Annotated in this window: 25 protein-coding genes and 1 riboswitch; of the genes, 7 read left to right on the top strand and 18 right to left on the bottom strand. The window is 72.8% G+C overall.

All coding sequences use genetic code 11. The features are described 5' to 3' along the window. The first annotated feature begins 48 nt into the window (after window positions 1–48). Window positions 49–810 carry a GntR family transcriptional regulator gene (locus tag TNCT6_RS27235; RefSeq protein ID WP_141363114.1) on the top strand — a complete coding sequence of 254 codons (762 nt, stop codon included), beginning with the start codon at window positions 49–51 and terminating at the stop codon, window positions 808–810. Window positions 811–1,439: 629 nt separating this feature from the next. On the opposite strand, the gene TNCT6_RS27240 is transcribed toward TNCT6_RS27235, so the two are convergent. After that, the gene (locus TNCT6_RS27240) at window positions 1,440–2,603 is read right to left on the bottom strand and encodes an ROK family transcriptional regulator (RefSeq protein WP_141363116.1); all 1,164 of its coding nucleotides are present in this window, start codon (window positions 2,601–2,603) and stop codon (window positions 1,440–1,442) included. Between the two features lie 169 nt (window positions 2,604–2,772). On the opposite strand from TNCT6_RS27240, the gene TNCT6_RS27245 reads away from it, so the two are divergent. Next, window positions 2,773–3,216, top strand: a complete 444-nt coding sequence (locus TNCT6_RS27245) for a hypothetical protein (RefSeq protein WP_141363118.1) — start codon at window positions 2,773–2,775, stop codon at window positions 3,214–3,216. An 8-nt stretch (window positions 3,217–3,224) separates the two neighbouring features. Here the strand turns inward: TNCT6_RS27245 and mug are convergent, their stop codons facing one another. The 12 genes from mug to bioB form a co-directional block, all read right to left on the bottom strand. Next, window positions 3,225–3,773: a G/U mismatch-specific DNA glycosylase gene (mug, locus tag TNCT6_RS27250; RefSeq protein WP_141366827.1), complete on the bottom strand. Its 549-nt coding sequence runs from the start codon at window positions 3,771–3,773 to the stop codon at window positions 3,225–3,227. Then, entirely contained in the window at window positions 3,770–5,212 is a 1,443-nt protein-coding gene (gene purB, locus TNCT6_RS27255; protein ID WP_141363119.1) for an adenylosuccinate lyase, read from the bottom strand. The genes mug and purB overlap by 4 nt, the downstream gene beginning before the upstream one ends. Before the next feature lie 59 nt (window positions 5,213–5,271). Then, on the bottom strand, window positions 5,272–6,084 hold the full coding sequence (locus TNCT6_RS27260; protein ID WP_141363121.1) for an SGNH/GDSL hydrolase family protein: 813 nt from the start codon (window positions 6,082–6,084) through the stop codon (window positions 5,272–5,274). Window positions 6,085–6,143: 59 nt separating this feature from the next. After that, window positions 6,144–7,172, bottom strand: a complete 1,029-nt coding sequence (locus tag TNCT6_RS27265; RefSeq protein WP_141363123.1) for a hemolysin family protein — start codon at window positions 7,170–7,172, stop codon at window positions 6,144–6,146. Continuing rightward, entirely contained in the window at window positions 7,169–8,563 is a 1,395-nt protein-coding gene (locus TNCT6_RS27270) for a hemolysin family protein (RefSeq protein ID WP_141363125.1), read from the bottom strand. The genes TNCT6_RS27265 and TNCT6_RS27270 overlap by 4 nt, the downstream gene beginning before the upstream one ends. Before the next feature lie 173 nt (window positions 8,564–8,736). Further along, window positions 8,737–9,162: a GNAT family N-acetyltransferase gene (locus tag TNCT6_RS27275; protein ID WP_141363127.1), complete on the bottom strand. Its 426-nt coding sequence runs from the start codon at window positions 9,160–9,162 to the stop codon at window positions 8,737–8,739. 77 nt (window positions 9,163–9,239) lie between these two features. After that, complete coding sequence (locus TNCT6_RS27280) at window positions 9,240–11,807, bottom strand: ABC transporter permease (protein ID WP_141363129.1); 2,568 nt, start codon at window positions 11,805–11,807, stop codon at window positions 9,240–9,242. Window positions 11,808–11,811: 4 nt separating this feature from the next. Next, the gene (locus TNCT6_RS27285) at window positions 11,812–12,699 is read right to left on the bottom strand and encodes an ABC transporter ATP-binding protein (RefSeq protein ID WP_253266226.1); all 888 of its coding nucleotides are present in this window, start codon (window positions 12,697–12,699) and stop codon (window positions 11,812–11,814) included. 224 nt (window positions 12,700–12,923) lie between these two features. Next, window positions 12,924–13,631 carry a class I SAM-dependent methyltransferase gene (locus TNCT6_RS27290; RefSeq protein ID WP_141363131.1) on the bottom strand — a complete coding sequence of 236 codons (708 nt, stop codon included), beginning with the start codon at window positions 13,629–13,631 and terminating at the stop codon, window positions 12,924–12,926. Between the two features lie 484 nt (window positions 13,632–14,115). After that, a complete protein-coding gene (bioD, locus tag TNCT6_RS27295; protein ID WP_141363133.1) occupies window positions 14,116–14,853 on the bottom strand; it encodes a dethiobiotin synthase in 738 nt (245 codons plus the stop codon). A gap of 1 nt (window position 14,854) precedes the next feature. Further along, window positions 14,855–16,153 (bottom strand): adenosylmethionine--8-amino-7-oxononanoate transaminase, encoded by a 1,299-nt coding sequence (locus tag TNCT6_RS27300; protein ID WP_141363135.1) that lies wholly within the window; start codon window positions 16,151–16,153, stop codon window positions 14,855–14,857. Further along, window positions 16,146–17,369: a biotin synthase BioB gene (bioB, locus tag TNCT6_RS27305; protein ID WP_141363137.1), complete on the bottom strand. Its 1,224-nt coding sequence runs from the start codon at window positions 17,367–17,369 to the stop codon at window positions 16,146–16,148. The genes TNCT6_RS27300 and bioB overlap by 8 nt, the downstream gene beginning before the upstream one ends. A 148-nt stretch (window positions 17,370–17,517) precedes the next feature. Here bioB and TNCT6_RS27310 point away from each other — a divergent pair, with 148 nt between their 5' ends. Next, entirely contained in the window at window positions 17,518–18,645 is a 1,128-nt protein-coding gene (locus tag TNCT6_RS27310) for an 8-amino-7-oxononanoate synthase (protein WP_141363139.1), read from the top strand. Window positions 18,646–18,698: 53 nt separating this feature from the next. On the opposite strand, the gene TNCT6_RS27315 is transcribed toward TNCT6_RS27310, so the two are convergent. After that, complete coding sequence (locus TNCT6_RS27315; RefSeq protein ID WP_141363140.1) at window positions 18,699–18,929, bottom strand: DUF397 domain-containing protein; 231 nt, start codon at window positions 18,927–18,929, stop codon at window positions 18,699–18,701. Window positions 18,930–18,963: 34 nt separating this feature from the next. After that, window positions 18,964–19,824 carry a helix-turn-helix transcriptional regulator gene (locus tag TNCT6_RS27320; RefSeq protein ID WP_141363142.1) on the bottom strand — a complete coding sequence of 287 codons (861 nt, stop codon included), beginning with the start codon at window positions 19,822–19,824 and terminating at the stop codon, window positions 18,964–18,966. 227 nt (window positions 19,825–20,051) lie between these two features. On the opposite strand from TNCT6_RS27320, the gene TNCT6_RS27325 reads away from it, so the two are divergent. After that, window positions 20,052–20,507, top strand: coding sequence for an ATP-binding protein (locus TNCT6_RS27325; protein WP_141363144.1), 456 nt, complete (start codon window positions 20,052–20,054; stop codon window positions 20,505–20,507). 58 nt (window positions 20,508–20,565) lie between these two features. On the opposite strand, the gene TNCT6_RS27330 is transcribed toward TNCT6_RS27325, so the two are convergent. From TNCT6_RS27330 to TNCT6_RS27340, 3 genes are all read right to left on the bottom strand, one after another. Further along, window positions 20,566–21,039, bottom strand: a complete 474-nt coding sequence (locus TNCT6_RS27330) for a C40 family peptidase (RefSeq protein WP_141363145.1) — start codon at window positions 21,037–21,039, stop codon at window positions 20,566–20,568. Between the two features lie 3 nt (window positions 21,040–21,042). Beyond that, window positions 21,043–21,256, bottom strand: a riboswitch (cyclic di-AMP (ydaO/yuaA leader). A 339-nt stretch (window positions 21,257–21,595) separates the two neighbouring features. Continuing rightward, window positions 21,596–21,904 (bottom strand): hypothetical protein, encoded by a 309-nt coding sequence (locus tag TNCT6_RS27335; protein ID WP_141363147.1) that lies wholly within the window; start codon window positions 21,902–21,904, stop codon window positions 21,596–21,598. Between the two features lie 55 nt (window positions 21,905–21,959). Further along, window positions 21,960–22,547, bottom strand: coding sequence for an ATP-dependent Clp protease proteolytic subunit (locus tag TNCT6_RS27340; RefSeq protein ID WP_141363149.1), 588 nt, complete (start codon window positions 22,545–22,547; stop codon window positions 21,960–21,962). 183 nt (window positions 22,548–22,730) lie between these two features. Here TNCT6_RS27340 and TNCT6_RS27345 point away from each other — a divergent pair, with 183 nt between their 5' ends. From TNCT6_RS27345 to TNCT6_RS27355, 3 genes are all read left to right on the top strand, one after another. Then, window positions 22,731–23,090: an ANTAR domain-containing protein gene (locus TNCT6_RS27345; RefSeq protein ID WP_141363151.1), complete on the top strand. Its 360-nt coding sequence runs from the start codon at window positions 22,731–22,733 to the stop codon at window positions 23,088–23,090. 31 nt (window positions 23,091–23,121) lie between these two features. After that, a complete protein-coding gene (locus TNCT6_RS27350; protein ID WP_141363153.1) occupies window positions 23,122–23,403 on the top strand; it encodes a type II toxin-antitoxin system Phd/YefM family antitoxin in 282 nt (93 codons plus the stop codon). 322 nt (window positions 23,404–23,725) lie between these two features. After that, window positions 23,726–25,324 (top strand): alpha/beta hydrolase, encoded by a 1,599-nt coding sequence (locus tag TNCT6_RS27355; RefSeq protein ID WP_172633043.1) that lies wholly within the window; start codon window positions 23,726–23,728, stop codon window positions 25,322–25,324. The last annotated feature ends 40 nt before the right edge of the window (window positions 25,325–25,364 follow it).

Below are 25,364 nucleotides of genomic sequence, written 5' to 3' on the forward strand. Positions count from 1 at the left end.
ACAAGGGCGCTAAAACGCGGCCGGATCACGGCGATTGCGGAGGACAGGGTGGGGACCACGCAGCTGGAATCGGTGCCGGAGCCGAAGTACTGGCATCTCAGGACAGTGCTCAGCGAGGCACTGGACTCCGAGTTCTCGGTGGGCGAGATCCTGCCCAACGAACGGGAGCTCGCCGCCCGCTTCGGCGTGGCCCGCGCCACGCTGCGCCAGGCGCTGGAGCAGCTGGAGCTGGAGGGACGGCTGCAACGCCGCCGTGGCGTGGGTACGACCGTCGCGCCGCCACGCGTGGGCGTGGCCGTCGGCACCGAGCAGCACGCCTGGCCGGGAGCGGCCGGTGACGCCTGGCAGAGCGTCGACTGCACCCTGGCCGTCCCGCCGGCCGCGGTCGCCGGCGCCCTGGAGACCGGCCACGAGGAGTCCGTGCACATGGTGCGCAGGTCCCGGATGAGCAACGGTCAGCCGGTCGCCGCCGAACTGCTCTACGTTCCGGACGGATCGGTGCCCGACCTGAGCGCGATAGACGCGCCGTCCGGGCCGGCACGCGCGCGTGCCGTGCTGCGTGAGCTGCGCCGCCTCGAGCTGGAGGGCCAGGACCGCTCGGTCGAACTGGGCTCGGCCCGCGCGGACGACGCCAAGGAACTGGACCGGCTGCCCGGCGCCCCCGTACTCGTCGTCACCACCCGCTTCGTCGCCCGGGGACGCACGGCCGCGATCTCCGTCGCCACCTACCGCGCCGACACCTGCCGTCTGACCTTCGGGGACTCGGGCGGCGTGGAGATACACCACGGCCCCCACCAGCAGGCCTCCTAGTGCTGTGGCCGGGAAGGTTTGCCGGGAAGCTCGCGGCGTCCGGTGCTGGGGGCACCTTCCACGCCGTTCAGGCAGTGGGGGAGCATCGCAAGGCGGAGCATTGCCCGCGTACTGGATGTACTCGGGTGATGCGACAACGCGGCGTGGGGGTACCCCCGGCCGAAGGCTGGGGGAGTGCCGTGCCGGGCGTCGCGAGCCGGTGAACCTTTCCGGTCACAGCACTAGCCGGCCGGTCTTCCGGCCGGCAGGTCCCCTGGCCGGCGTTACCCGCCCTCGGCGGCAGGCCGTCACGGCGGACGGCCTGCCGTCACGGGAAGGAGCGGGCCGGCACCGGGACGGGTTGGTCATCACCGGGAGGGTGGCCCCGGACCCCTCACCGCGGAGCCACTGACGGCGACGGCTCGTCATCGGGAACGGTCAGTCGTCGCCGGGAGGAGCGGCCCCCCCCGGCGACGACTCAGGGCGGCCCCTTCACAGCGGCCCCTCACGGGGACCAGCAGGCCGGCCGTCACCGAGTCCGGCGGCTTGCCACCGGCACCGGCGGCCCGTCACCGGGTCCGGCGGCTTGTCACCGGGTCCGGCGGCCCGTCACCGGAAGAAGCCGGGCCACACCCCCCTACGGCAGCCCCTCACGGGGACCGGCGCGCCGTCACCGTGCCCTCCACCGCGAACAGCTGCTCCTCGACGTGGTCGAGGGCCAGCCGGAGCGCGCCCGTCGCCACGGCCGCCTCGCCGAGCATCGACAGGGTGACCTTGGGCGGCCGCAGGCAGTAGCGGTCCAGTTCGCGCCGCAACGGTTCCAGCACGCCGTCCAGCCCGGCCGCCCAGCCGCCGATGACGACCAGTTCCGGGTCCAGGGCCAGCACCAGCGCCGCCACATCGTGGACGAGCCGCTGAATGAACCGCTCGACGGCCGCGCCGGCCCGCCGGTCACCCCGGCGGGCCAGTGCGAAGACGTCGGCCACCGCCCGCTCGTCCAGCGGGTGCAGCGGCTGGTCCGTCGTCGACAGCAGCGTCTCGGGGGTCGCCTCCCGGCCCAGCAGGTGCAGCGCGCCGATCTCGCCGGCGGCCCCGCCGAACCCGCGGTGCAGCCGCCCGCCGATGAGTGAACCGGCACCCGGGCTCAGCCCCGCCAGTACGAAGACCATGTCGTCGGACTCGGTGGCGGCGCCCTTCCAGTGCTCGGCCACCGCCGCCGCGTTGGCGTCGTTCTCGACGAGCACCGGGCACTTGAACGAACGGCTCAGCCGTTCACCCAGGTGCAGGCCGGTCCACCCGGGCAGCGCGGTGCCCAGCCGTACCGTGCCGTCCGCCTCGACGATCCCGGGCGTGCCGACCCCGACGGCCCGCAGCGAACTGCGCGGGACACCGGCCCTGCGCAGCAGTTCGGCGACCGCGCCGCGCAGCCGCTCCAGCCGCTCGTCCGCCTCGGCGGTCTCCTCCACGTCCTTGGCCTGGGCGCCCACCACACGGCCGTCCAGGTCGGCCAGCAGCGCGGCGACCCGGTGCGCGCCGATCTCCAGGCCCAGCAGGTGCCCGGCCTCGGCCCGGAACCGGAACCGGCGCGCGGGCCGTCCCTGCCGTCGTGCGGCACCCTCCTCGGCCGCCGTCTCGACGACGAGTCCCGCCTCGATCAGGCCCTCCACGACGCCCTCGACCGTCGGCCGGGACAGCCCCGTCACCCGGGTGATCTCCGTGAGCGTCGCACAGTCCGTCGCACGCAGCGCGTGCAGCACCACCGCGGAGTTGATCCTTCGCAGCAGCGAGGGATCCCCGCCGGTCAGCCGCCCCACCGTCCGTCCTCCCAGCTCGTGCGCGTGTTGGGCGGATCGTACTCGGCACGGGCCGGGGCAGCGAGCGCCGGGGACGGCGCGAGCGCGCGCCCGGCGGAGCGCCGCCCGCCCGGGGATGCGGTCGCTGACGCCCCGCCAGTTGTCAGTGGGGGCCGCTTTACTGGAGCACATGGACATCGCGAAGGCTCTCGCCGTCATCGACCGGCTGCGCTGCGGGGAGTATCCCGCTCGGTGCACCCGGACGGACCTCGGCACGGCCGGACCCGGTTACCGGATGGCCGAGTTGGAGACGAGCGACGACTTCTGGGAGGACGACGGCAGCCGGCGGGAGGCGACGGCGGGGCAGTACGAACTCGACCGGGACGGACTGGGGGAGCGGCTCACCGGACGCTGGGGCCCGCCGCAGGTGTTCAGCCTGTACAGCGTGCTCGAACGGACCCTGGCGGGTGAGGACGTGCCCGAGCCATGGGCCTCGCTCAGCGGGCACGTACCGGACGTCCAGCTGTGGAGGGCGCAGGAGAGCGGCCGGTGGATAGCGCTCGGGGTCTCCCAGTGGGGCCAGGAGCTGCCCTTCCAGCTCCTGGCGGTCGTCACCGACGTCGATCCGCCGTGACCCGTCCGCTACGACGTCTCCGCGGCCACCCTCAGCCGCGCGAACTCCTCAGCCATCGTCTCGGCCGTCCAATGCGCGTTCAGCCCGCTCGGATTGGGCAGCACCCACACCCGCGTCTCGCCGAACGTCCGTTCCTGCGGCCCCACTCGGGCCGTGCGGTCGCCGAACGCCGCCCGGTAGGCGGTGACACCCACCACGGCCAGCCACCTCGGCCACAGCCGCGCCACCTTCAGGGCCAGGAGCCGTCCGCCCTCCCGGTACTCCAGGGGCGTCAGCTCCTGTGCCCGGGCCGTCGGCCGCGCCACGACGTTCGTGATACCCAGCCCGTACGACAGCAACTCGCCCTGCTCCGCGGGCTTCATCAGCCTCGGGGTGAACCCCGACCGGTGCAGCACCGGCCAGAACCGGTTGCCCGGCCGTGCGAAGTGGTGGCCGGTCGCGGCCGTCATCAGACCGGGGTTGATGCCGCAGAACAGAACCCTCAGGCCGTCCGCGACGACATCCGGGACCGGACGGTCGCGGGCGGCCTGGAGCTCCGCCGGGGTGAAACGGGTCAGAGGATCGCCCCCGGCGCGTAGGAGGCGGCCTCCGGGCGCTGCTTCACGATCTCCTCGATCCGGCCCACGACCGCGCCGACCTGGTCGGCCGCCGCACCGGTGAAGGACAGCTTGTCGGCCATCAGCGCGTCCAGCCCCGCGCGGTCGAGCGGGAGACGGTCGTCGGCGGCCAGTTTGTCGAGCAGGTCGTTGCGCTCGGCGCCCTGCTCGCGCATGGCGAGCGCGGTCGCGACGGCGTTCTCCTTGATGGCCTCGTGGGCGACCTCGCGGCCGACCCCGGCCCGCACGGCGCCCATCAGCACCTTGGTCGTGGCCAGGAACGGCAGGTAGCGGTCCAGCTCGCGGGCGATCACCGCGGGGAAGGCGCCGAACTCGTCGAGCACCGTCAGGAACGTCTCCAGCAGGCCGTCCAACGCGAAGAACGCGTCCGGCAGCGCGACCCGGCGCACCACCGAGCAGGACACGTCGCCCTCGTTCCACTGGTCGCCCGCCAGCTCGCCGGTCATCGAGGCGTAGCCGCGCAGGATCACCATCAGGCCGTTGACGCGCTCGCAGGAGCGGGTGTTCATCTTGTGCGGCATCGCCGAGGAGCCGACCTGGCCCGGCTTGAAGCCCTCGGTGACCAGCTCGTGCCCGGCCATCAGCCGGATCGTCTTCGCCAGCGAGGAGGGCGCCGCCGCCAGCTGCACCAGCGCGGTGACGACCTCGTAGTCCAGCGAGCGCGGGTAGACCTGGCCGACCGAGGTGAACGCCCGCGAGAAGCCGAGGTGCCCGGCGACGCGCCGCTCCAGCTCCGCGAGCTTCGAGGCGTCGCCCCCCAGCAGGTCCAGCATGTCCTGGGCCGTGCCCACCGGGCCCTTGACACCGCGCAGCGGGTAGCGCCCCAGCAGTTCCTCGACCCGTCCGTGCGCCACCAGCAGCTCGTCCGCCGCGGTCGCGAAACGCTTGCCGAGGGTGGTCGCCTGCGCGGCGACGTTGTGCGAGCGGCCGGCCATGACCAGCTCGCCGTACTCGGCGGCCAGCCTGCCCAGCCGGGCGAGGACGGCGACCGTACGGTCACGCACCAGCTCCAGCGAGAGCCGGATCTGCAGCTGCTCGACGTTCTCCGTCAGGTCACGGGAGGTCATGCCCTTGTGCACGTGCTCGTGCCCGGCGAGGTCGTTGAACTCCTCGATCCGCGCCTTCACATCGTGCCGGGTGACCTTCTCGCGCTCCGCGATCGAGGCCAGGTCGACCTGGTCGAGGACCCGCTCGTAGTCGGCGATCGCCTCGTCCGGCACCTCGATGCCGAGGTCCTTCTGGGCGCGCAGCACGGCGAGCCAGAGCTGCCGCTCCAGCCTCACCTTCTGCTCGGGCGACCAGAGCGTGGCGAGCTCGGCGGAGGCGTAACGTCCGGCAAGGACGTTCGGGATGCGGGGCTTGGCGGGCGCTGAAGTCACGTGAACGGATTCTACTGGCGATTCGTGCAGGCCAGCGCCACGGGGGTGTTCGTGGGAAGCTACGAGAGCTCCGCGTCGGCCGCCGTCGGCGGCTGCGCCGGGTCCTCGTAGGGCAGCAGTTCGGGCCGCTTCGCGGGGCGGCCGTCGCCCGAGGAACGGCCGGTCAGGCGCCGTCCTATCCACGGCAGCAGATGCTGCCGGGCGAAGCGGGCGTCCGCCACCCTGCGGGTGCGCCAGTCCGGACGCGCGGTCGCCGGCACGGGCGTACGCCACTCGGCGTCCTCGGGCTCGTGGCCGAGCGTCTGCCACACCGCCTCCGCGACCCGGCGGTGGCCCTCGGCGGTTAGGTGCAGCCGGTCCACGTCCCACAGCCGGGGGTCGGCGAGCGACGGTGCCCCGTACAGGTCGACGACGAGCGCGCCGTGCCGTTCGGCGAGCTCGTCGACGCAGGCGAACAGCTCCTCCATGCGGGGCCGGAAGCGCTCCAGGACGGGGCCCTGCCGGCCGGGGCTGCGCATCAGCACCAGCCGCTCGCACGACGGCGCCAGCCGCTCCACGGCCTCCGTGAGCAGCCCCGTGACCCTGCCCATGTCGCACTTGGGCCGCAGCGTGTCGTTGAGGCCGCCCACCAGCGTCACGACATCGGCCCGCATGGCCGCCGCCGTCTCCACCTGCTCGTCGACGATCTGTCCGATGAGCTTGCCGCGCACGGCGAGGTTGGCGTACCGGAAGCCGGGCGTGCGGGCGGCCAGCCGCGCCGCGAGGAGGTCCGCCCAGCCGCGGTACGAACCGTCGGGCAGCCGGTCCGACATGCCCTCGGTGAAGGAGTCGCCGACCGCGACCAGGCTGGTGTACGTGGGATTCGTCTGCATGGCGTGAGCGATGGTATCCCCGCGACCCGGCGCCATACCAAGCGGTTGGTCCGCCGGGGTCAGGCCATCCCGGTCACTCCCGCCGGTCCGAAGAGCTCCCGCAGCACGTCCTCCATCGTCACCAGGCCCGCCAGCCGGCCGTCGGCACCCAGGACCGCCGCCAGATGCGTACGGCTGCCGCGCATCGCGGTCAGCACGTCGTCCAGCGGAGTGCCCTCGCGGACCCGGGCGATCGCGCGCATGTCCCGCAGCCGGAACGGCTCTCCTCGCGGCGAGGCGTCCAGGGCGTCCTTCACATGCAGGTAGCCGACGATGTGGCGCTCCTCGTCGACCACGGGGAAGCGCGAGAAACCGGACTCGGCCGACAGCCGCTCCAACTGCTCGGGAGTGATCCCCAGACGCGCGTGGACCACCCGCTCCAGCGGGAGCACCACGTCGCGCACCGGCCGGCTGCCGAGCTCCAGCGCGTCGTGCAGCCGCTCCTGCGCCCGGTCGTCGATGAGGCCGGCCGCGCTGGCGTCCTTGACGATCTGGGCCAGCTCCGCGTCCGTGAAGGTCGACGAGACCTCGCCCTTGGCCTCCACCCGCAACAGCTTGAGCAGGCTGTTCGCGAACGCGTTCACCGTGAAGATCACCGGACGCAGCGCCCGGGACAGCGCGACCAGCGGCGGTCCGAGTAGCAGCGCGCTGCGCACCGGCTCCGCGAGCGCGACGTTCTTCGGCACCATCTCGCCGAGCAGCATGTGCAGATACGTCGCCAGAGCGAGCGCGATCACGAACGACACCGCGTGGCCCGCCCCCGCCGGCACGCCCACCGCGTGGAACACCGGCTCCAGAAGGTGCGCGATCGCCGGCTCGGCGACCACACCGAGGACCAGGGTGCACAGGGTGATGCCGAGCTGTGCCGCGGCCAGCAGCGCGGACACGTGCTCCAGGCCCCACAGTACGCTCCTGGCGCGCCGGTCACCCTCCTCGGCGTACGGCTCGACCTGGCTGCGGCGCACCGAGATCAGCGCGAACTCGGCGCCCACGAAGAAGGCGTTGACGAACAGGGACGCCAGGCCGATCAGGATCTGTACGGCGGTCACCGGCCGGCCCTCTTCTCGTCGTGCGCGTCACCGCGCGGATGATCGGTCCGCCGTGCGGGTCCCTCGCGGCCGTCGCCGTCCTCGTCGTCGAGCGGCGCGTGCAGCAGCACGCGCGCGGCCCGGCGGCCGCTCGCGTCCACCACGTCCAGCCGCCATCCGGCGACCTGGATGATGTCGCCGGTCCCGGGGATCCGGCCGAGCTCGGTGGCGATCAGGCCGGCCAGCGTCTCGTACGGGCCCTCCGGGACCCGCAGCCCGACGCGCGCGAGCTGGTCCACCCGCGCGGAGCCGTCCGCCGAGTACAGGCCGCGGCCCTCCTCGTCGGTCCCGGCCGGGGCGAGGTCGGGCGTCTCGTGCGGGTCGTGCTCGTCACGCACCTCGCCGACCACCTCCTCGACGATGTCCTCCAGCGTCGCCACGCCCGCGGTGCCGCCGTACTCGTCGATGACGACCGCCATCGTGCGTTTGCCGGAGAGCCGGTCCAGCAGCCGGTCGACGGTCAGCGACTCGGGGACCAGGAGCGGCTCGCGCATGATCTCGGAGACCCGCGTGCGGGTGCGGCGCTCGGCGGGCACCGCTAGTACGTCCTTGATGTGGGCGGTGCCCACGACCGAGTCGAGACCGCCCTGGTACACGGGGAACCGCGACAGCCCGGTCGCCCGGGTCGCGTTCGCCACGTCCTCGCAGGTCGCCTGGGCGTCCAGGGCCACGACCTGGACGCGCGGGGTCATCACGTTCTCCGCGGTCAGGTCGGCCAGGTTGAGGGTCCGCACGAACAGCTCGGCGGTGTCCGCCTCCAGGGCGCCCTCCCTGGCGGAGTGCCGGGCCAGGGCGGCGAGCTCCTGGGGGCCGCGCGCGGAGGCGAGTTCCTCGGCGGGCTCCACGCCGAGCCGGCGCACCAGGTGGTTCGCCGTGTTGTTCAGGTGGGTGATGAAGGGGCGGAAGGCGGCGCTGAACCAGCGCTGCGGATTGCCCACCCGCTTGGCCACCGCGAGCGGCGAGGAGATCGCCCAGTTCTTGGGTACCAGCTCGCCGACGACCATCAGGAACACGGTGGACAGGGCCGTACCGAGGACCAGCGCCACCGTGGTCGCGGCGGACCGGGACAGGCCGAGCGCCTGGACGGGACCCGCGATCAGCTTGGCGATCGACGGTTCGGCGAGCATGCCGACCACCAGATTGGTGACGGTGATGCCGAGCTGCGCGCCGGAGAGCTGGAAGGTCAGGTTCCGTACGGCCTTCAGCGCGCCGGCCGCGCCGCGCTCACCGCGCTCGGCCGCCCGCTCCAGGGCACCGCGCTCGACGGTCGTCAGCGAGAACTCGGCCGCGACGAAGGCGCCGCAGGCGAGGCTCAGCAGCACCGCGACCAGCAACAGGAGCACTTCGGTCATCGGGTCACCCCCGACCCATGGTCGGGCAGGACAGGGACAGGCGCGCTATGTCGCGCTCGGGGAGGCTCGCCCATGGGCGGACGCTCACAACCTTTCATGAAGGACCGGGTGTCCTCCAAGAGTAAAGGAAGGGCAAAGAAGAGTTCGAGGTCGGTCCGTCAGAGCCTCACGGGTCAGTCCGCCAGGGGCTTCACCCAGCGCCGCCAGCGCTCCTCGGGCGCGTAGCCCGCCGCCCGCCAGGCGTGGTGCGCGCTCTCGTTGCGGGTGAGCACCATGGCGTCCCCGCGTCGCCCGCCGAGCCGCACGAACCGCTCCTCCGCGGCCGCCAGCAGGGCCGAGCCGATGCCCCGGCGCCGCCGGTCCGGGTGCACGGCCAGCCGGTACAGGTGGCAGCGCCAGCCGTCGAAGCCCGCGATGACCGTGCCGGCCAGTTCGCCGTCCTGCTCCGCCAGCAGCAGGGCCTCCGGGTCGCGGGCGAGCAGGCGGGCCATGCCGTCCCGGTCGTCGCTGATGCTGGTGCCCTCCGCGGCCGTCGTCCAGAAGGCCAGCACGGTGTCGAGGTCGTCGGCGGTCGCGGCGCGTATGTGCAGATCGCTCATGCGGTGATCACATCACGCACCGCCGCCCGCCGGGCCCCATTCCAGCATCCGGACGCTCGCGCACCGCCGCGACCGCGTCACTCGTGCGCGATCGCCGCCAGCACGTTCATCCGGGAGGCGCGCAGCGCGGGCAGCAGGGCCGCGACGACGCCCACGAGCGCCGAGCCGACCACCACCGCCACGATCGTGCTCCAGGGGATGGCCAGCACCTTCATGCCCTGGAGGGCCAGCACCCGCTGGGTGCACAGGCCCCACACCAGGCCCAGTGCCAGCCCCAGGACCGCGCCGAAGACCGCGATCACCACCGACTCCAGCCGGATCATCCGCCGCAGCTGCCGGCGGGCCAGCCCGATGGCCCGCAGCAGACCGATCTCCCGGGTGCGCTCCACCACCGACAGGGCGAGCGTGTTGACCACGCCCAGGACCGCGATGACGATCGCGAGGCCGAGCAGCGCGTAGACGAGGTAGAGCAGCACCGCGATCTGGTCGTGGACCAGCTTCTTGTAGTCCGCCTGGTCGCGCACCTGCACATTCGGGTACGGAGCGAGGGCCTTCTCCAGGTGGGAGCGCAACTGATCGGTGCCCGTGCCCGGAGCGGCGTTCACATACACCGCGGCGTCCGGGGTGCCCGGCACGTACTTCTCCACGGTTCCGATCCCGAAGTACACGCCGCCCTGGACCCCGAACCCCTCGGCCGGGTCCTGGTTGGTGAGTGCGCCCACGGTCAGCCGGGCCTGCCGTCCCCCCTGGAACTCGACGGGCAGCACGTCCCCGGGCCGCACCCCGTGCTTCCTGGCGAAGCCGGCGTCCATGGCGAGGTTTCCGTCGGCGAGCGCCGCCGCGGTGTCGCCGTGGACGTACGACATGCGGACGACCGCGTCGAACCGCGGGTCGTATCCGGAAGCGGTGGTCTCGACGCGCTTGCCGTCCGGCAGTCTCATGGCGACCGCGGCCAGCCGCTGCCGTACGACGGTGCCGGCGCCCCGGGTGCCGCGCACCGCGTCCGTGACCTCCGCGGAGAACGGCAGGAAGCTGCGGTTCTGCACCACGTAGTCGGCGCCCAGCACCTTGTCGATCTGGCGGTCCAGGGAGCGGGTCATGGAGGCACTGGCCACGGACAGCCCGCCCACCAGGGCCAGGCCCACCATCAGAGCCGCCGCCGTGGCTCCGGTCCGGCGCGGGTTGCGCAGCGCGTTGCGCTGGCTCATCCGGCCGATGGACCCGAACAGCGCCGGGAAGACCCCGCCCAGCACCCGGATCAGCGGGCGCACCAGCAGCGGCCCCGCGACGACGGCGGCGACCAGGGTGAGGACGATGCCCACGCCCAGCAGCGAGGCGGCGGTCGCGGTCCGGTGCGCGGCGGCGCAGCCCGCGAGCGCGGCCGCCCCGGCCGCGCCCGCGCCCGCGCCCGCCGCCGCGCGCACCCGCAGCGGCCGCCCCGTCCCGGCCACCTCGGTGTCCGCCAGGGCCGCCATGGGAGAGACGCTCGCGGCGCGACGGGCCGGCAGGTAGGCCGCCAGGAAGGTGACGCCGATACCGACGGCGTACGCGGCGACGGGCGTGATCCACCGCACGACCATCGCCGCGGTCGTCAGGTTCATGCCGAAGGCGCCCATCAGCCGGATCAGCCCGGCCGCGAGGCCGATCCCGACCGCCAGCCCCACCGTGGAGCCGACCACGCCGAGCAGCACCGCCTCGGCCAGCACCGAGCGGCGAACCTGCCGCCGGTCGGCGCCCAGGGCACGCAGCAGGCCCAGCTCGCGGGTGCGCTGGGCGATCAGCATGGAGAAGGTGTTGACGATCAGGAAGACGCCGACGAGGACCGCGATCCCGGCGAATCCGAGCATGACGTACTTGATGATCTTGACGAATCCGCCGAGCCGGGCGGCGGCGGACTTGGCCTGCTCACCAGCCGTCCTGAGGTCGTAGCCGGTGGTACCGACGGCCCGGCCGACGCGCTGCTTGAGCTCGGCGTCGGTGACACCCCTGACCGCGTCGACCGAGATGCTCGTCGCGCGGTCCGTGGAGCCGAGCAGCCTGGCCTGGGCGGTGGGGGTGTCCAGGAAGAGCCTGGCCGCGCCCGGGTTGGTGGTGGTGAACGTGGCGATGCCGACGACCCGGACGCGGAACGAGCCGGGCTGCGCCTGGACCGCGAGCACGTCGCCGATCCGCACGCCGTCGTGCCGGGCGGTGTCGGCGTCCAGCAGGGCCTCGCCGTCGCCGCGCGGGGCGTGGCCGGAGGTCAGCCGCACCGGGCTGCGGTCGGTGACCTGCCAGTTGGAGACGATCGTCGGGGCGCCCGTGGTCGGGCCGACCGGTTCGTTGCGGCTGTCGACGACCATGGCGTTCTGGACGGCCACGTCCACGTGCGTCGCCGCGACGCCGTCGACCCCGGCCACCCGCTGGGCGAGGGACGCCGGCACGGTCTGCACGACCCCGGTGGGCAGGGCGGACTTCAGTTCCTGCTTCGGGGCCACCGTCACATCGGCGGCGGTGGAGGCGAAGAGCCGGTCGAAGGTGCGGGCGACGGTGTCGGAGAAGATCAGGCTGCCCGTGACGAAGGCCACGGACAGGATGACGGCCAGGGCCGAGAGCAGCAGCCGCCCCCGGTGGGCCAGGAAGCTGCGCAGTGTCGCCTTGAGCACGGGGTCAGGCCTCCTCGACGGCGACGCCGTTCCCGTCGAACCGGCCGTGGACCACATCGAAGCCGGGGGCGGAGCCGGGGGTGGGGCCGGGCGTGAGGTCGGGGGTGGGGCCGGAGCTGGAGACGATTCCTCCGGCGAACAGGCGCATGCGCTCCAGCACGGCCTCCGCGGTCGGGTGCTCCATCGCGTCCACGATCCGGCCGTCCGCGAGATACAGCACCAGGTCGGAGTGGGCGGCGGCGTTCGGGTCGTGGGTCACCATGACGACGGTCTGCCCGAGGCTGTCGACGGCGTCGCGCAGGAAGCCGAGCACCTCCAGACCGGCCCGTGAGTCGAGATTGCCGGTCGGTTCGTCGGCGAAGATCAGCTCCGGCCGGGAGGCCAGGGCCCGCGCGCAGGCCACACGCTGCTGCTGGCCGCCGGACAGCTGGGACGGCCGGTGCCCCAGCCGGTTGCGCAGCCCCAGTGTGCCGATGACCTCGTCCAGCCACTTCTCGTCGGGCTTCCGGCCCGCGATGTCCATCGGCAGGGTGATGTTCTCCAGCGCGTTCAGGGTGGGGATGAGGTTGAACGACTGGAACATGAAGCCGATCCGGTCCCGGCGCAGCCGGGTCAGTTCGCGGTCCTTCAGTCCCGTGATCTCGGTGTCGCCGACCCAGACCTGACCGCCCGAGACGGTGTCGAGCCCGGCCAGGCAGTGCATCAGCGTGGACTTCCCGGAGCCGGAGGGGCCCATGACCGTGGTGAACCGGCCGCGCTCGATGTCGACGTCCACCGAGTCCAGCGCGAGCACGGCGGTCTCGCCCGATCCGTACGCCTTGGTCAGTCCGCGGGCGCGGGCCGCGATCCCGTCGACCGACGCCTGGGCCGTCGGCGCAGCAGGTGTGGACACGGGGCCTCCTTGGGGGTTCTTCGACCCGATACGTCCTGGCTCATGACAGGTTTGTCCCTGGACGAGCGTAATGTGATCGGGCCCACAGTCGGTATCCTCCGTTGGGCCCAGCAGCGGTCTCCGTCTTCAGGACGGGGCCCTGATACCCGTGTGAGAGGCATGCAGGCTCCACGCTGTGCCCGTGCCCGCGCGGCGGAAGCGCGAGTGACCAGCTGATGGGCCGATCAGGTGGTCGGCCGATCACCGAGGCCGGTGGAGACCGGTCGCCAGGCGGTGCCCAGCGCGCAGTACGAGGAGGGCTGGAGCGGACCCTGCTCCGGAACCAGCATCCGCCGGTAGGGGCCGAGCTCGAACCCGGCGTCGCGCAGGGCGGAGACCGGATCGCGGGACAGATGGCAGCCGCCGCACAGCAGCGGCCACACGGTGAGATCCAGGGCGCGCTGGGTCAGGTTCATCGCCCGGCCGCCGCCCCTGCCGTGCTCGAAGAACCGCACCTCGCCGCCGGGCTTCAGCACCCGCCGCGCCTCGGCGAGCGCGCGCGGCACGTCGCGCACGCTGCACAGCACCTGCGCGAGCACCACCGCGTCGAACGCCTCGCTCTTGACCGGCAGTGCCTCCGCGCAGCCCGGCACCACGTCGACCGGGACCTCGGCGCGCACGGCGGCCTCGACCGCCCGCTGCCGCAGCAGCCGCTCCGGTTCGATCGCGACGACCTCCGCGACGGAGCCCGGATAGCGCGCGAAGTTCAGCCCGTTGCCCGCGCCGATCTCGATCACCCGCCCGGACAGCCCGGCCAGCAGCCGCCGGCGCACCCCGGCCATGCCCATGCTGGTCTCCGCGGCCACGCCGGCGCGGGCGTAGTAACGGGCGAACACCGGATGCCGCACGGCATCCCGCGCCGCCTTCCCGGAGCCGGCGGACCGCAAGAACATGACACCCTCCCCGACCGTGACGGGCCTACGCTGAGTGTCCCCCGCGCCCACCCACCGCACGCCCGCCCATGCCGACCCCCGACCCCGCCGGCGCATCCCGGGTGTCCGGGTCGGCCCGACGAGCCTGCAGGCAAGGGTGATGGTCCGGCGCCCGGCTGCCGCGCGCGGGCCGGCCGCGGCCGTCACTCGGCCGCCGGGGCCCGGGGGCCGCCCGATGCGCGTGGGGTGGGCTCGCGGTCGACCGCGTTGGATGGCGTGAGCCGTATCCGTCCCCGATGCGTTCGCCTGCGGCGTCGGCCGTGTGCTCGTCCGGGTTGGCCCGACGGCTCGGCGCCCGGCCGCCGCGCACGGGTCCGCCGCGGCCGTCATCCGGCCGCCGGGGTCCGGGCCCGCCCGAGGCCCGGCCGCACCCGGGCGGCGTCCGGGCACGCGGGCCAGGTGTCCGTACGTCCGCCGTCCCGGGTGCGGCCGGGCCCCGTCCTGCTCAGGCCCCCCGTGCGAACGGCGCGGGTGCCTCCCGGGTGGTGAACTCCTCCGCGTTCCACCTGCCGCTCAGACAGGGGGCCAGCCACTCGGAGGCCAGGGACCGGAAGGTCCCCGGCGGCAGGGCGCCCGCAGCCTCGGGGAGGGCGCCGAGCAAGGGGGCGCCGGCCGCTTCGGGGAGGTCGGTGACGTTGCAGCGGCAGGCGAGGTCGGGCTCGGCGGGCCAGCTGCCGATCACCACGCCGAGGAGATCCAGGTCGCGGGCCCGCAGTTCACGGGCCGTCAGCTCCGTCGTGTTCAGCGTGCCCAGACCGGCCGTGGCCACGACCAGCACCGGGGCACCCAGCAGCTTCGCCGCGTCCGCCAGAGTGCCGCCGTCCGCGTCGAAGCGGACGAGCAGCCCGCCCGCGCCTTCCACCAGCACCAGATCGTGCTCGGTGGCCAGCTTGGCGGCGGCCTCGGCCACCTCGTGCGGGCTCACCGGCGCCCGCCCGGCCCGCACGGCCGCCGTCGCGGGCGCCAACGGCTCGGGATAGCGGGCGAGTTCGCGCGCGGTCACCGCACCGGCCAGCCGAGCGACCTCGTCGGCGTCCCCGCGCTCGTCCGGCCCCACGCCGGTCTGCGCGGGCTTCAGCACGGCCACCGACCGCCCGGCCGCGACGGCCGCCGCGGCGACGGCGGCCGTCGCCACCGTCTTGCCGACCTCCGTGCCCGTGCCCGTGATCACCAGTACCGGCATCTCAACCCTCCCGTGCCGCCGCGCACACCGCGCGCGCGATCCGTGCCACGTCCACGTCACCGGTGACGTACGGCGGCATCGTGTACACCAGGTCACGGAACGGCCGCAGCCACACGCCCTCGCGCACGGCCGCCCGGGTGGCCGCCGCCATGTCCACCGCGTGGTCGAGCTGGACCACGCCGATGGCGCCCAGGACCCGTACGTCCCGCACTCCCGGCAGCTCCGCGGCCGGAGCCAGTCCGTCCCGCAGACCCGCCTCGATCCGCTTGACCTCCGTGCGCCAGTCCTGGCCGAGCAGCAGCCCGATCGACGCGCAGGCCACGGCCGCCGCCAGCGGGTTGGCCATGAACGTCGGGCCGTGCGCGAGCACCGGCACCTCGCCGCGCGAGATCCCCTCGGCCACCCGCGCGGTGCACAGCGTCGCCGCCATCGTCAGATAGCCGCCGGTCAGCGCCTTGCCCACGCACATCACGTCCGGAGTGACGCCGGCGTGCTCCGCCGCGAACAGGGCGCCGGTGCGCCCGAACCCGGTCGCGATCTCGTCGAACACCAGGAGCACGTCGTGCGCGTCGCACACCTCGCGCAGCACCCGCAGATAGGCGGGGGAGTGGAAGCGCATTCCACCCGCGCCCTGCACCACCGGTTCGACGATCACGGCGGCCAGTTCGCCGGCGTGCCGTTCGACCGTCTCCCGCAGATGGTCGGCGTACGCCTCCTCGTACTCGGCCGGCGGCGCGTCCGCGAAGACCTGACGCGGCAGCACACCGGTCCACAGCTCGTGCATCCCGCCCTCGGGGTCGCACACGGACATCGGCTGCCAGGTGTCCCCGTGGTAGCCGCCCCGCCAGGTCAGCAGCCGCCGCTTGTCCGGGCGGCCGAGCGAGCGCCAGTACTGAAGGCACATCTTGACCGCGACCTCGACCGACACCGAACCGGAGTCGGCGAGGAACACATGCTCGAGGCCCTCTGGTGACATGTCGACAAGGAGCTTCGCGAGCCGGACGGCGGGCTCGTGCGTGAGCCCGCCGAACATCACGTGGCTCATCCGCTCCAGCTGATCCCGGGCGGCCTCGTTCAGCACCGGGTGGTTGTAGCCGTGGATCGCCGCCCACCACGACGACATGCCGTCGACCAGTTCGCCCGAGCCGTCCGCGAGTCGCAGCCGTACCCCGCTCGCCGACTCCACGACGAGCGGTTCGTGGCGGCCGGGCATGGGGCCGTACGGGTGCCACACGTGCCGCCGGTCGAGCTCCAGCAGCTCGGGCGCGCCCGGGCCGGGCGTGGTGTGCGGTTCAGGCATTGGGCGCGAGGTCCGTTCCGGCGCCCCGGCGGCGTACGGAGACGAGATCCGTGCGCGGCTCGTTGCCCGTCGCGGCCGGTGCCGATGCCGGTTCCTCCGCCGGTGCCGCGGCGGGACCGCAGACCCCGCCACCCTGGTGCGACCCGCACCCCGGCCCCTCGTGCGATCCGCATCCCGAGCCTTCGTGGGACCCGCACCCGCCCCCGGCCGCCACCCGGTGCTCGGGCAGCGTCACCTGGTCGGCGCCCTCCACCTCGAACCCGGCGTCCGCGATCATCTCCAGGTCGGCCCTGCCCGCCTGGCCCTCGCTGGTCAGGTAGTCGCCGAGGAAGATCGAGTTGGCCAGGTGCAGCGCGAGGGGCTGCATGGTGCGCAGGTGCACCTCGCGGCCGCCCGCGATCCGCACCTCCACGTCGGGGCAGACGAACCGGACCATCGCCAGGATCCGCAGGCAGCGCTGCGGGGTCAGGTTCCACTCCTTGGCGAGCGGTGTGCCCTCGAACGGGATCAGGAAGTTCACCGGAACGGAGTCCGGGTCCAGCTCGCGCAGCGAGAAGACCACGTCGACCAGGTCCTCGTCACTCTCGCCCATCCCGGCGATGAGCCCGGAGCAGGCGGACAGCCCGGCCGCGTGCGCCTTGTGCACCGTGTCCACCCGGTCGGCGTAGGTGTGGGTGGTGGTGATGTCGCCGTACGTCGCCTCGGAGGTGTTGAGGTTGTGGTTGTAGGCGTCGGCCCCGGCCTCGCGCAGCCGTTCGGCCTGGCCGTCGGAGAGCAGACCGAGGCAGGCGCACACCTCGACGCCCTCGTTCTGCTCCTTGATCGCCTTGATGGTGTCGGAGACCCGGTCCACGTCACGGTCGGTCGGACCGCGCCCGCTGGCCACCAGGCAGACCCGCTTCGCGCCGCCCGCCAGCCCCGCCGCGGCGGCCCTGGAGGCGTCGTCGGGCTTGAGCCAGGTGTACTTGAGGATGCCCGCCTTCGAGCCGAGCCGCTGGGAGCAGTAGGAGCAGTCCTCGGGGCACAGGCCCGACTTGAGGTTGACGAGATAGTTGAGTTTCACCCGCCGGCCGAACCAGTGGCGGCGCACCTTCCCTGCCGCGGCCACCACGTCGAGCAGGTCGTCGTCGGAGGTGGCCAGTACGGCCAGAGCTTCCCCGCGGGTCGGCGACTCGCGCCGAAGCCCCTTGTCCACCAGCGTGTTCAGCAGGTTCATGAGAGCTGATCCTGTCCTACGGCCCGGTCCGCGGCCAAGGAGACTCCGCACAACGACGGGCGCATCGACATGTGGGTATTGCCACATCATGGGCGGCCGGCCCTGCCGCTAGGGTCTGTCCACTGCCTACAAAAGCCCCGGAGGACCCATGGCGTTCGGCTGGATCGAGGAGCAGGCGGACGCACGCCGCCGGGCCGGACTCGTTCGGACCCTGCGGCCCCGCCCCGCCGACTCGCCGCTGCTCGACCTCGCGGGCAACGACTACCTGGGGCTGGCCCGCCATCCGGAGGTGACCGAGGGGGCCGCGGCCGCGGCGCGTACCTGGGGCGGCGGCTCCACCGGCTCCCGGCTGGTCACCGGCACCACCGAACTCCATGCCGAACTGGAGCGCGAACTGGCCGGATTCTGCGGTTTCGAGGCGGCGCTGGTCTTCTCCTCCGGATACGCCGCGAACCTGGCCGCGGTCACCGCGCTCGCGCCGCACGGCTCGCTCGTCGTCTCCGACGCGGGCAACCACGCCTCGCTCATCGACGGCTGCCGGCTGGCCCGGGGCACGACACAGGTCGTCGCGCACGCCGACCCGGACGCCGTGCGCAAGGCGCTCGGAACGCACGAGGGCCCGGCCGTACTCGTGTCGGACACGGTGTTCTCGGTCGACGGCGACGCGGCCCCGCTGGCGGAGTTCGCCGCGGTCTGCCGGGAGCACGGCGCCGGTCTCGTCGTCGACGACGCCCACGGGCTGGGCGTCCTGGGCGCGGGCGGCCGCGGCGCCGCGCACGCGGCCGGGCTGGCGGGCGCCGACGACGTGGTCGCCACGGCCACGCTGTCGAAGTCGCTCGGCAGCCAGGGCGGAGTCGTCCTCGGGCCCGCGCGGGTGATCGACCACCTGGTCAACGCGGCCCGGACGTTCATCTTCGACACCGGTCTCGCGCCCGCGGCCGCGGGCGCCGCCCTCGCGGCGCTGCGACTGCTGCGCCGCGAGCCGGAGCGGGCGGCACGCGCGCGTGCGGTGGCGGCCGAACTCCACGCACGCCTGACCGCCGCGGGCCTGGAGGCGGTGCGTCCGGACGCCGCGGTGGTCTCGGTGCGCGCGCCGTCCCCGGAGCGGGCCGTGCGATGGGCGGCCGACTGCCGGGCGGCCGGGCTGGCCGTGGGCTGTTTCCGTCCTCCTTCCGTGCCCGACGGCATCTCACGGCTGAGGCTGACCGCCCGCGCGGACCTCTCCGGGGCGCAGATCGAACGCGCTGTACGGGTGATCGGTGGAACACGACCATGAGTCGGCGTGACACGGCCGGGCACCACCAGGTGTGGATATGACCGGATTGTCCGTCAGGTGCGGTGTGCCGCTGCCGTGAAGCCTGCCCAGCTCGCGGGGGAGAAGAGCAGCGCGGGACCGGCCGGGGCCTTGGAGTCGCGCACGGCGAGCAGCCCGGCCCACGGTCCCGTGGCGGGCCGGGCCGTCTCGACGCAGTTGTTGGCTCCCGTGCTGTAGCTGCTGCGCAGCCAGCGCACGCCGTGCAGATCGGTGCTGGAAGGTACGTGCCGAGGCGGAGTGGACATGGGGCCTCCTTACGCGGTACGCGCTTGTGCGCCGTCAGGGGGTCTGGCGTATCCCGGCGATGAAGTCCAACGAGTCCTCGGGCGAGAGGGCGTGGATCCGCAGGGTGTCGAAGGCCTCGGCGTAGGCCTCTAGGTCTTCTTTCCGCTCGAGGTGGAGGCTACTCGTCAAGTGGTCGAGAACCACCACGTTCAGATCGGAAGTGTTCGAAAACGAGAAGATAACGAAAGGGCCGGTGATCCCGATATGCGCGCCGGCGGCGAACGGCAACACCTGGAGCCGTACTTGGGGCAGCCGGGCCGCCTCCGTCAGCCGCTCCAGCTGCCGCCTCATGACCTCGGGCCCGCCCACCTCCCTGCGCAGCACCGCCTCGTCCAGCACCGCATCGAGCTCCAGCGGCGGTCGCGAGCGCAGCACGTCCTGGCGGGCCAGCCGCACCTCCACCAGCGCGTCCAGCCCGTCCTCGTCGAGCCCGTCCACCGCGGCCCGGGTGACCGCGCGGGCGTACTCGGGTGTCTGGAGCAGTCCGGGCACGACCGAGGTCTCCAGGGTGCGCATCCCGCTCGCCTGCGACTCCAGGCTGATGAAGTCCCGGTAGGTCGGCGGCAGCACTCCGCGATAGGCGTGCCACCAGTGGTGCCGGTCGCCGCCGTCGTCCAGCCCCGCGAGCACCAGGAGCAGCTCGCGCAGCTGGGTGTCGTGGACCGCGTACGCGTCCAGGAGCGAGCGCACGTCGGCCGGTTTCACCCCGCTGGTGCCGGTCTCGATCCGGCTGACCTTCGACTGGTGCCAGCCGACCAGGCGGGCCGCCTCACCGCTGGTGAGGCCCGCGCCGGTGCGCAGCGCGCGCAGTTCGGCGCCCAGCTTCCGGCGGCGCACCTCGGGACCGTGCTGCATGGGCTACTCCCTCGCTCCCTCTGAACGCTCCACGCGACCCGCTCCGGATACGGTCTGCCGTCGCAGAGTTCACCGCATCGAGCGACAGATATATGCATATCTCGGTGGATCGCCACCGAGACCGGAGAGGTGATGGCAGTCTGACGGCGAAGCACCAGTGCGGGACCGTACTCGAACCATCCGCCAAGTGTCGGACTCCGGCCCCGTGGGAAAGGGACGACCTCGCCATGGCAGACCATCTGGAAGCATCCGTCACTCTGCCGAGCGATCCCGCCTCGGTCTGTGCGGCCCGTGCCTATGTGGCCGGCACGCTCGCGGAGTGGGGCCTGCCGCCGGCCACGGACACCGCCGAGACGGTCCGGCTCATCGTGTCCGAACTCGCCACCAACGCCGTACAGCACACTTTGGGGCAGTCACCCACCTTCACGGTGGACCTCGTCCTCGTGCGTGACGAACGACTGCGCATCGGGGTCACCGACAGCCACCCCCGGTTCCCGAAACGCCTGCCGGCCGCCGTCCAGCAGGACAACGGCCGGGGCATGGTGATCATCCGGTGGCTCACCGCCGAGTGCGGCGGCAGACTGACCGTGCGGCCGACCCGGGAGGGCGGCAAGACGGTCTGCATCGAACTTCCGTGGACGGTTCCCGCCCGCCCCGTGACTGCCGCGGGTCAGGAACCGTAGGAACGTGCGGTGGCGACGTCGAAGCTCCGCCACCGCACGGCACCGCACTGCGGCCGGGTCAGCTCACCCGGCCGTACCAGACGCTCTTCGTCCAGATCTTCTGGAGCTTCACCACGTCCCCGGTCTTCGGAGCGTGCCAGATCTTGCCCTTGCCGGCGTAGATGCCCACGTGGTAGACGTGCGAGCCCGAGTGGAAGAACACCAGATCCCCGGCTCGGCGGCTGCCCGCGGAGATGTGCCGGCTGTTGTTGTACTGCTGTGCGGCCGTGCGGGGCAGCTTCTTGCCCGCCCTCTTGAACGAGTACAGCGTGAGCCCGGAGCAGTCGAACCTCCGCGGCCCCGTGGCGCCCCACTGGTAGGGCGAGCCCTGCTTGGACGCCGCGATCCGCAGCGCCGTGTTCGCGGTGGTCACGGCCGAGGCCTCGGAGGCCACACCCGGGACCACGATCGAGCCGCCCACGGCGGCCAGGGTCAGGGCCGAGGCCGTGCCGGCCCGGGCCATCAGCGACGGGACACGATTGAGCGCAGTCATGCGCAACCCTTCGTCAGCCGCCTGTGAAGGATGACCTGTCGGATTCGGGCTGGCGAAGTTGCCCGGCCGCGTTGTCGCGGCTTCACCCCAAGGGCTGCTCGGACCGGCCATGGCGTGACCGTTCCGGCGACCCGTCGTGCTTGGGTCCTCCACTCCTGCCGATCCACTCCTGTCGACCGGTCATCCGGGCGGCGGCAGGACTCGGCGTCCGCCCGGACCGCCCCGCCGTTGTGGCGGGGGCTTGTCGTCAGACAGGGATCTTCACCTACGGATGTCCGAAAATCCCAATGGAACCGCGTGTTTGTGTTGTTACTCACCACGCGCCCGTTCGGGTGGACACCCTCGCGATCGAACGGTTGCCCCCGCCCGCGACGACCCCCGGACCAGCAGCGGAGCACCTCATTCCGCCATTCGTGGAGGCGTGTTGCGCGACTGCGGCGGTCCCGAAAAAGGAGCTGAACCTACACCGAAAGGCGGTCGGTCATTCGGGGCGATTTCACCCCGTGTCCAGACAGATGGGCCCCTTTCCCCGCCGAGACCGCGGCTGTGGACGACGTCAACTTCCGCAGTCGGGGGGAAGGGTGACACGGGCCGTGCGCCGCTCGACTTCCAGCACTCGCAGAGCCCGGGCCGGAGTGTCCGCGTGCAGCTCGGTCTCGCCCCGCCGGTGCATCAATGCCAGGGTGTCGCGCAGCTCCACCGCCCTGCCGGCGAGCGCCTGGGCGGCACTCAGGGCCCGGTAGGTGTCTCCGGGCCGTCCCGGGTTGACGCGGCCCAGCAGGTCGGCCGCCTCCAGGTGACGGTCGATCAGCTCCGCCTCGGCGCGGGTCAGCGCCGGCAGGGGCGGCGGCTCGGGTGGCGGCATCGGAGGCTCACCCCGCGTCCGGCGCGGTGCGCGTGGCCCCGCGGTTCGGGACGATTCAGTCAATCAGTCCATATGTCAGGGCCTCTTGCGCGTCCAGTACCTGCTCCCGCTCCAGGTCGGTCCGCACCCGCCGCACGGACCGCCCGGTGCTCCGCGCGAGCAGCTCCTCCAGGCGGGCGCGCATCCGCGTCAGCTCGTCCGCCTGGACCGCCAGGTCGGACGCCTGGCCCTCGACCGGCTCGGGCAGTGACGGCTGCCGCAGGACCACGCGGGCGCCGGGCGGCGCGTACCGCTTGCCCGGGGTGCCCGCGGCCGGCAGCGCCGCCGCGGACGCGACGGCCTGGCCCAGTCGGATCGTCTCCACGTCGCAGCACACGTACCGCATCGTGTCGTGGACGGCCGGCGTCGCGCTGAACGAGCCGCCGGGCGAGTTGACGCAGAGCGAGATGTCCCGTCCGGGCGTCCGGTGCTCCAGGTGGACGAACTGTGCGATCACGTCGTTCGCCGCGGTGTCGTCGATCGGTGTGCCGAGGAGGACGATCCGCTCCTCGAGCGGTTTCGCGTACGGATCCAGGGAGCGCCGGCCGGCGCTGGTGATCTCGGTGAACTCCGGCAGGACGTAGCGGGCGGACGGCCGCGTCATGGCACACCCCTCCATGCGGCGGCGCCGGCTCCGGTCGGAGCAGGCTCCGTGAGAAATGTACAGGACGTACATTACTTGCCGAGGGCTTTCCCGGGCCGGGTGCGGGAACGGTCCCGGGTCGTGCACGGTCTCCTGCGGGGTGAAGCTGGAAGCGCGGGTGCTCGACGACCCAGGGGACTGGCCATGGTGTTCTTCGCGATGTCCGAGCGGCACCCTCTCCCGCCGCTCTCCGCCGCAGATCTGGTGCTGGAGCACGAGCGGCTGCGCCAGGAGATCGATCAGCTCCAGCGGGCCCTGACCTCGCACGCCGTGATCGACCAGGCGATCGGCGCCGTGGTGACCTTCGGGCGGATCCCGCCCGAGGACGCCTGGCAGGTCCTGCGGGAGGTCTCCCAGCGGTCGAACACCAAGCTGCGCACGGTGGCCGAGCACGTGCTGAAGTTCGCGCAGGGCGGTGCTCTGCCCGACATCGAGCTGGAGCAGCTGAGGCGGGCGCTGGGGCGGTGCTCCGCAGGCTTCTCCGGCGGGCGGTCGCAGCCCTGAGAGCGGCGCGAACGCCCCGTAAGGTGGGGGTATGGCCTACGAGATTCCGGTGACGCAAGCCAGGGCTGAGCTCGCCGACCTGATCAACCGGGTGGTGTACGGCGGTGAGCGCGTGGTCGTCACACGGCACGGCAAGTCGCTCGTCGCCCTGGTCTCCGCCGCCGATCTGGAACGGCTCGAGCAGCTCGCGGAGCCTGCCGGGGACCCGGTGGTCGGCGCCGTCTCGCAGGTCCACGACGTCCCGTCCGCCCCTCGTGAGCAGCAGCGCTTCGGCATCTCGGCGGACCATCGGGGGCCGGAGGTCCGCCAGTAGGTGAGGCCTGGGGCCGCATGCGTCCCGCGTGGCCGGCTGGTCTGAACTGCACTGCCCGACGGGGCAGTTGAATACCCCAAGGGGCCCGCGAGGGGCCCCGTTGTGCCGTCGTGCCGCAAGGCGGTGCGCTCAGGCGCCCGGGTGAGTGGCGAACAGCCCCAGGGCCCCGCGCCGTTGCCGTGCCCCTCGGAACTCCGCTCAGCGGGACACGGCGCGCCGCTTATCGGATTGGCAAAGAAGGTCAACGCCCCCTGTTCTCAGGGACCTCACAGCCGCAAGGATCCCCGTACCCAATTCGTAACGATGTACGGGGAGGTCCCACTTGAGGGACGTGAGACCCAAGAGCCGTGCGCTGGCGCTCGGTTCGGCCGGCGTGCTGGTCACGGCGACCCTGATGGCCGGCGCCGTGGCGACGCCCGCGGCCGGCGCGAACAACGGCCAGGGCCAGGACCGCGAGACGCGTGGCGCGGCGATCGCCGCGGAGCGTGCCGCGAAGGCCGGCATCGACTGGCAGGACTGCCCCGCCGACTGGGGGCTGGTCAAGCCCATCCAGTGCGGTTACGTCTCGGTGCCGCTCGACTACGCCGACCCGTACGGCAAGCAGATCAAGCTGGCCGTCGACCGGATCGGCAACACCGGCACCAAGGAGGAGCGCCAGGGCGCCCTCGTCTACAACCCGGGCGGCCCCGGCGGTTCGGGCCTGCGCTTCCCGACCCGGGTCACCAACAAGAACGCGATCTGGGCCAACGTCGCGAAGGCCTACGACTTCGTCGGCTTCGACCCGCGCGGTGTCGGCCACTCGGCGCCCATCTCCTGTGCGGACCCTCAGGAGTTCGCCCAGGGTTCCGGGATGGACCCGGTGCCCGACTCCGAGGCCGACAAGAGCATCCAGCGCACGCTGGCCCGCGAGTACGCGCAGGGCTGCTACGAGCGCACCGGCCGCGCCATGCTCCAGTCGATGACCACCGCGAACACGGTCCGCGACCTGGACGTCATCCGCGCCGCGCTCGGCGAGCAGAAGCTCAACTTCCTCGGCGTCTCCTACGGCACCTACCTCGGCGCCGTCTACGGCACGATGTTCCCGGGCCACGTGCGCCGGATGGTCGTCGACAGCGTGGTCAACCCGGCGCGCGAGAACATCTGGTACCAGGCCAACCTGAACCAGGACACCGCCTTCGAGGGCCGCTGGAAGGACTGGCAGGACTGGGTCGCCGCGAACGACGCCACCTACCACCTGGGCACCACCCGTGACGCCGTCCAGGGGCAGTGGCTGAAGCTGCGCGCCACCGCCAAGAAGAGCCCCATCGGCGGGGTCGTCGGCCCCAACGAGCTGATCTCCTTCTTCCAGAGCGCGCCCTACTACGACTCGTCGTGGGCGCCGGTGGCGAGGGTGTTCAGCAAGTACGTCGCCGGTGACACCCAGGCGCTGATCGACGCCGCCGCCCCGGACATGTCCGACATCGCGGGCAACATCTCCTCGGAGAACGGCAACGCCGTCTACACCGCCGTGGAGTGCACCGACGCCAAGTGGCCCACCAACTGGCAGACGTGGGACCGGGACAACACGAGGCTCCACAAGACCGCCCCGTTCATGACGTGGGCCAACGCGTGGATGAACCTGCCGTGCGCCACGTGGCCGGTCAAGCAGCAGAACCCGGTGGACGTGAAGACCGGCAAGGGCCTGCCGCAGGTGCTGATCGTGCAGTCCACGCGCGACGCCGCCACCCCGTACGCCGGCGCCGTCGAGCTGCACAAGCGCTTCAAGGGCTCCCGTCTCATCACCGAGAAGGACGCGGGCTCCCACGGCGTCACCGGCCTGGCCAACCCGTGCATCAACGACCGGGTGGACACCTACCTGCTCACCGGCAAGGTCGACACTGCGGACGTGACCTGCGCGCCGCACGCCACGCCGAAGGCGTAGCGACCGGCGGAAGGTGACGACGAGGGGCGGCCGGGATGCC

Source organism: Streptomyces sp. 6-11-2, assembly GCF_006540305.1.
Lineage (GTDB): Bacteria > Actinomycetota > Actinomycetes > Streptomycetales > Streptomycetaceae > Streptomyces.